The organism is Pseudomonas salomonii (assembly GCF_900107155.1).
GTDB lineage: Bacteria > Pseudomonadota > Gammaproteobacteria > Pseudomonadales > Pseudomonadaceae > Aquipseudomonas > Aquipseudomonas salomonii.
On the sequence record NZ_FNOX01000032.1, the window covers coordinates 1 to 4,605 of the forward strand.

Consider the following 4,605-nt stretch of genomic DNA (forward strand, 5'->3'; position numbering starts at 1 on the left):
TCGTCGCCTTCCACATGGGCCAGTTTGGCGTCGTTACGTAGGGCGGTAAGGCGGGTTTTGGTAAAAGGCTTGCCAGCGATATCGCGTTTGTAGCGCCCTGGATAGTCGTAGCGTTCGTAATCCTTGTGCTGGTTGTTCAGGTCCTGGTCGCCGGTGGCGGTGTGCTGCTGGTTGTAGCGCGGGTGGGTGAAGGTGTAGTCGCGCTGCACCTGGCGTGCAGTGCGCACTTGTTCGGTGTAGTGGAAGCGGGTCAACGCCGGTTCCATGGAATCGCCGCCACCCATGGGCTGGTAGATCACCGGGCAGTCGGTGTGCGTGCCGATGGTGCCCAGGCCGCCGACGCGGTCGGTGAGGACGAGGGTGTGGCCGTCGGCGCGGTGTTCGAAGGTGTAGAGCAGGCCTTCTTCGGCGGCGAGGCGGGCGATGAAGTCGAGGTCGGTTTCGCCGGCTTGTACGCAGTATTTGCGGGGTTGGTGCTCGAAGCAGATTTCGCTGCGGATGTCGGTCAACTTATGCTCGGCCAGCATGCTGGTGATGATGTCGGGCACGGTCTGGGCCTGGAAAATGCGCCAGTTGGAGCGCAGGTCGAAACGCTTCAGGGTCGGCTCGACTACGGCGGTGTAGCGGGTGCGGCGAAAGCCGGTGTCCCCCCTGGGTGAACAGGTTCACCAAGCCGAGCTAAAGGCGATCTGATGATTGGTCGGCGCACCGTACCAATACGGGGGTCAAGATAAAGCGGTATTCCGGTGAACGCTCCCATCAGGAAGTTATGTAAACGACGCTGGCCAATAGTAGGCGCGATGTCTGAATGGCTCAGCGGGTTCGTCATCAAGGGCCGGGCTAGGGGTAGCTCGGTCACGTCAATCTTCTGAGGAACAACGTTGTAAAGTAGTCTGGTTATTTGCCAATTTTTCGAATGATGTTTGATACCCCATAACCAGTAGAGTCAATAAGGTACATTTCCTGCGTTTGGGAAATAATTGAAAGATGTTCAATAGCTTTTACTCTTTTGAGATTATCTATATGAGCTAATCCTGCCATTGATAATGCAGGGAAGAAGCCGTAACATTCGCCAACCTCTAATAGTCCAAGCTTTCTTTTGGCGCGTGAGAAAAGAGGGGCGTCTTCAATGTCAAAGAAGTCTAGGGACTCGCGATCAAGTGCAAAGGGCAAGTAAATTGTGTTTTCTAGATTTGAAGTGGTTTTGGTTGGCGATGTAAGGTTTGTGTTATGTAAGTGGCCGTTTATTAAGTCAATTTCTCCGCAGCCATATATGTCATGATAAAAATAAATTGTTCCGAACGCGGAGTATGCGAATGCGTGACAGTTGTCTTTGTTGAAAATTTTGTCGTTGCCGAAAATTATTGAAAAAAGACCTTTGAAGTCAATTGGGTGGCAGGTTTGTAAACGCCCATCTTGGAGAGTAAAGCGACCGTTACTTTTATATAAATCAAGAAGAGAGCTTGGTAGAGTGGGCGGTAGTTGACTTAGCTCCTCCTGAGTGAAAGGGTAAGTTTTTTGGAGTGCTCCGTTTTCTTCGATTATAAAATTTATTAATTTACTCACTGTTTATGTCCTCAGCATTTTTTGAGTTTTACTTTCATTTTTTCTTTGCCTGTACCGGCTTTTGCCATTTCTTTTGCATGGTCCTCAATCGACTGAGATCTGCGTCCCTTCCATTGTGCGCCAACTGAAGAGTTGGTTCTTTTATCGCCCATGGTGACATCGCTGGGGTTGCCGCCTGCAATGATATCTAAGATATGTGTTGCTGCTAGCTCTTTAAGCTCTGTGGACACGATTTTTTTCGCTTTACTAGCGTCAACGTCTTGTGCAAGCAGGTCACTTAAACGTTTTCTTTCGTAGTCCTTCCTTGCTTTGCGTTGGGCTTTTTTGTCTCGAAGAGCTTCCGTTCCCCCCGCATCATCTATGGCCTTTCTGCGTGAAATCAGTGTGTCTGCGTCCATTGCGTTGAGCGCATCTTCTTGTTCTTTAAGCTGACGGATAAATTCATCCTCGTTTGCTCCTTCAGGCAGATTGAAACATTCGACGTCAAATGTTTTTCGTTGTTTTATTTTCCCGCCACCTTCGGCTTTGGGGGCAGCAGACTGCCCTGCCATGGGGCGTTCTACTACATTTTTCGATAGTCGTTCGGAAGCCTCTCGTTCCGCTTGTCCTGTTGCCTCTTTCGCAGTTTTATGTGCCGCTTGTTGTGCTACCTCCGCGCCGAGATGCCGGGCGCCTTTGCCGACCAGGACTCCTCCCTTTATTGCATCTCCCGCAAAGGGTATCGCCGCAACTGCTGAGAGACTAGCATTGACCGCATCACCCTCAGCAGCATAGATCCCGGCGTTAATTAGATCCGGAATTGCACCCAGCCCAGGTACGAAGCCCAGGACATCCAGGCTGCCGTGTACCCATGGGCTTGCACTAGCCCACCATCCTTTTTCCTCCTCTGTTTCCGTTTCTATTGGTGGATTTGCCTGTGTGGCGGGGACGGAGGCAGGGACTGTCTCACCTACGACGCGCCCAATGGTGTTGCCACTCTTGAACGAACTGAACGGCGGCAGAGTCGCCAATTCACGGGTCATGAAATGCTTGCGCAGTTGCTCGTATTCCTGCTCGTTGAAGGTGCGAGATTCATGGTAGGGCTTGCCCTGCGGATCCGTTCCGAAGAGGTCAGCCTGTACGGTATCGTCGCCGTTGGCCTGCAACATCATTTCGTCGAATTTGTGTAGCTGCGTCGGATCAGGACGCATCGGTACGCTGATCGCGTGTACCCGTACCGGGGCTAGATTGATCGGTTCGGCCATGCGTTAAGCCCCATTCATCCAGAACTTGTCGTTATGGCGCACCACTAGCTTGCCTTCGGCCCGCACCGTGCTGCTCTTCTCCAACGGGTAGCATTTGCCGCCGACGGTGTTGCTCTTGATGCCTTTGGCAGCGCCAGCACCATCGCCTTTTGTGGTCGGCACCAGGCTCTTGTCGAACACCACCACCGGTTTGCCGTTAGCACGTACAGACTTGGCCACGCCGGTGGCAGTTTTCAGTTCAGCCGTGACGGGGTAGGGCACCGGCGGGATGGCGCTGCCCATCGGCGTCTTGCATACATCCGGGACGATGCTGACCACTTTCCATTTGCCCTGCTTGCGAGCGATGACGTTATCGGCCATGTCAGAGCACCTCCTTGGCACGCTTGATCAGCGGGGCGTTCGGATCGGTCTCGAAGCGCGCTTCAAGCACCCGGATGCCCAGGTGATTGGGCAGGCTGATGCGATGAGTCAGCGCCAGGGTCATGGCCTCGGTGTCGATACGCAGCGTGTCGGTGAGCATGGGCAGTGGCAGCATGGCGCCGTTGTGCAGGCGCATCAGAACAAAGGCGCGATGGCCCGGCAGTTCGACGCACAACGTCCCATCGGGTGTGAGACTGGGGTCGGTGAGGTTGGACAGTTCAAGGCGAAATGCAGGCGGCGGAAAATCGATCTGCTGATCGACCGGCGCGCCGTTCCAGTAGGCGAAATCAAAATCCCTTGGCAATCCCGGCCAGCGTTCGCGCTGCCAGGTTTCGTCATAGCGCCCGGCCAATGGCAGGCGCGGTGCCCAGGCACGGCCCACCACGCCAAATCCGGCAGGCTGGTTTTTGTAACCGGCCGCGACCTGCGCCATGCCGTTGGCATCGAGTTCACCCTCGGGATGTTTGACCCGATCCAGACGCCACACCGGTTTGTCGATGGGCTCGATCTGCGGTGCAGGGAGTCCGCGCAGCGGCTTGTCCAGTTGATAGCCAAGGTTTTCCTGGCGCTTTTCGATCCAGCCTCGGCCCAGTGGGTTGCTGTAGCACACTTCGTTGAGCAAATACGGCGGAGTGCTTTCATCAACCGCATGCTCGGGATTGACGACAACGCTGCTGCCACCGAACGCATATTCCCAGCGCAAAGGCACCGAAGTGGCGGGCTGCGGTTCGGACAATTGCCATCCGCCGAACAAGCTGTGGCGAAACTGGCGAGGGCCAGTGAATTTCAGGTATTTGTCCAACAAGTAATGGCGCGTCGGCGCATCGGCCCGACGCTTATAAGCTTCTTGCTGGGCGGCTTGCCATGCGATTAGCTGAGACTCGGTCAGCCGTTCGCCGGGGCTCAACGGTGTCGGCAGCGGTACGTCGATTTTGGGTGGTGGCGCTACCGGCGCACTGATGCGCAGTCCGGCCGTCCACTGCGTTGCTGGTTGACCTTGCGGCGCATGAGCATTGCCCGACACGATCACATCACAGCGCGGCTTGAACGGCGCCAGATCGCTTTCCTCGCAGACGCTGCTTGCCCCTTCCTCGCCGTAGTAGCGATCAGCGGTGCACAGCGCCAGTGGATCCTCATCCATCACTTCGGCGCGGAACTGACCCGGCTGCCCGTCAATGGGCAGCAGCCGATAGCCCACCTTCATGACCAGCACCGGATACTCTTGATCGTCCATGCCCAGTGCGCTAAAGCACAACGCATCGAAGGGCGTCAGATTGCGAAATTCCATGTCCGCCCCTCAGTTGATATCGACGTCTTTGCCGTTGATCTGCACTGCGCCGCTGGCGCTGAAATCGAAGGTGCGGCCATTGATCAG

Annotated in this window: 5 protein-coding genes; all 5 read right to left on the reverse strand. The window is 55.3% G+C overall.

What is annotated here, in order from left to right; translation table 11 throughout:
- Positions 1 to 599: type VI secretion system tip protein VgrG (gene vgrG, locus BLV67_RS31920; RefSeq protein WP_244160816.1), on the reverse strand; the 599-nt coding region annotated here is incomplete at its 3' end.
- A 298-nt stretch (positions 600 to 897) separates the two neighbouring features.
- A complete protein-coding gene (locus BLV67_RS31925; RefSeq protein WP_074854585.1) occupies positions 898 to 1,566 on the reverse strand; it encodes a T6SS immunity protein Tdi1 domain-containing protein in 669 nt (222 codons plus the stop codon).
- 11 nt (positions 1,567 to 1,577) lie between these two features.
- Positions 1,578 to 2,810, reverse strand: coding sequence for a polymorphic toxin type 15 domain-containing protein (locus tag BLV67_RS31930; RefSeq protein ID WP_065930314.1), 1,233 nt, complete (start codon positions 2,808 to 2,810; stop codon positions 1,578 to 1,580).
- A 3-nt stretch (positions 2,811 to 2,813) separates the two neighbouring features.
- Positions 2,814 to 3,170 (reverse strand): DUF4150 domain-containing protein, encoded by a 357-nt coding sequence (locus tag BLV67_RS31935; protein ID WP_065930313.1) that lies wholly within the window; start codon positions 3,168 to 3,170, stop codon positions 2,814 to 2,816.
- Position 3,171: 1 nt separating this feature from the next.
- Positions 3,172 to 4,464: a DUF2169 family type VI secretion system accessory protein gene (locus BLV67_RS31940; RefSeq protein ID WP_244160815.1), complete on the reverse strand. Its 1,293-nt coding sequence runs from the start codon at positions 4,462 to 4,464 to the stop codon at positions 3,172 to 3,174.
- Positions 4,465 to 4,605: the final 141 nt, after the last annotated feature.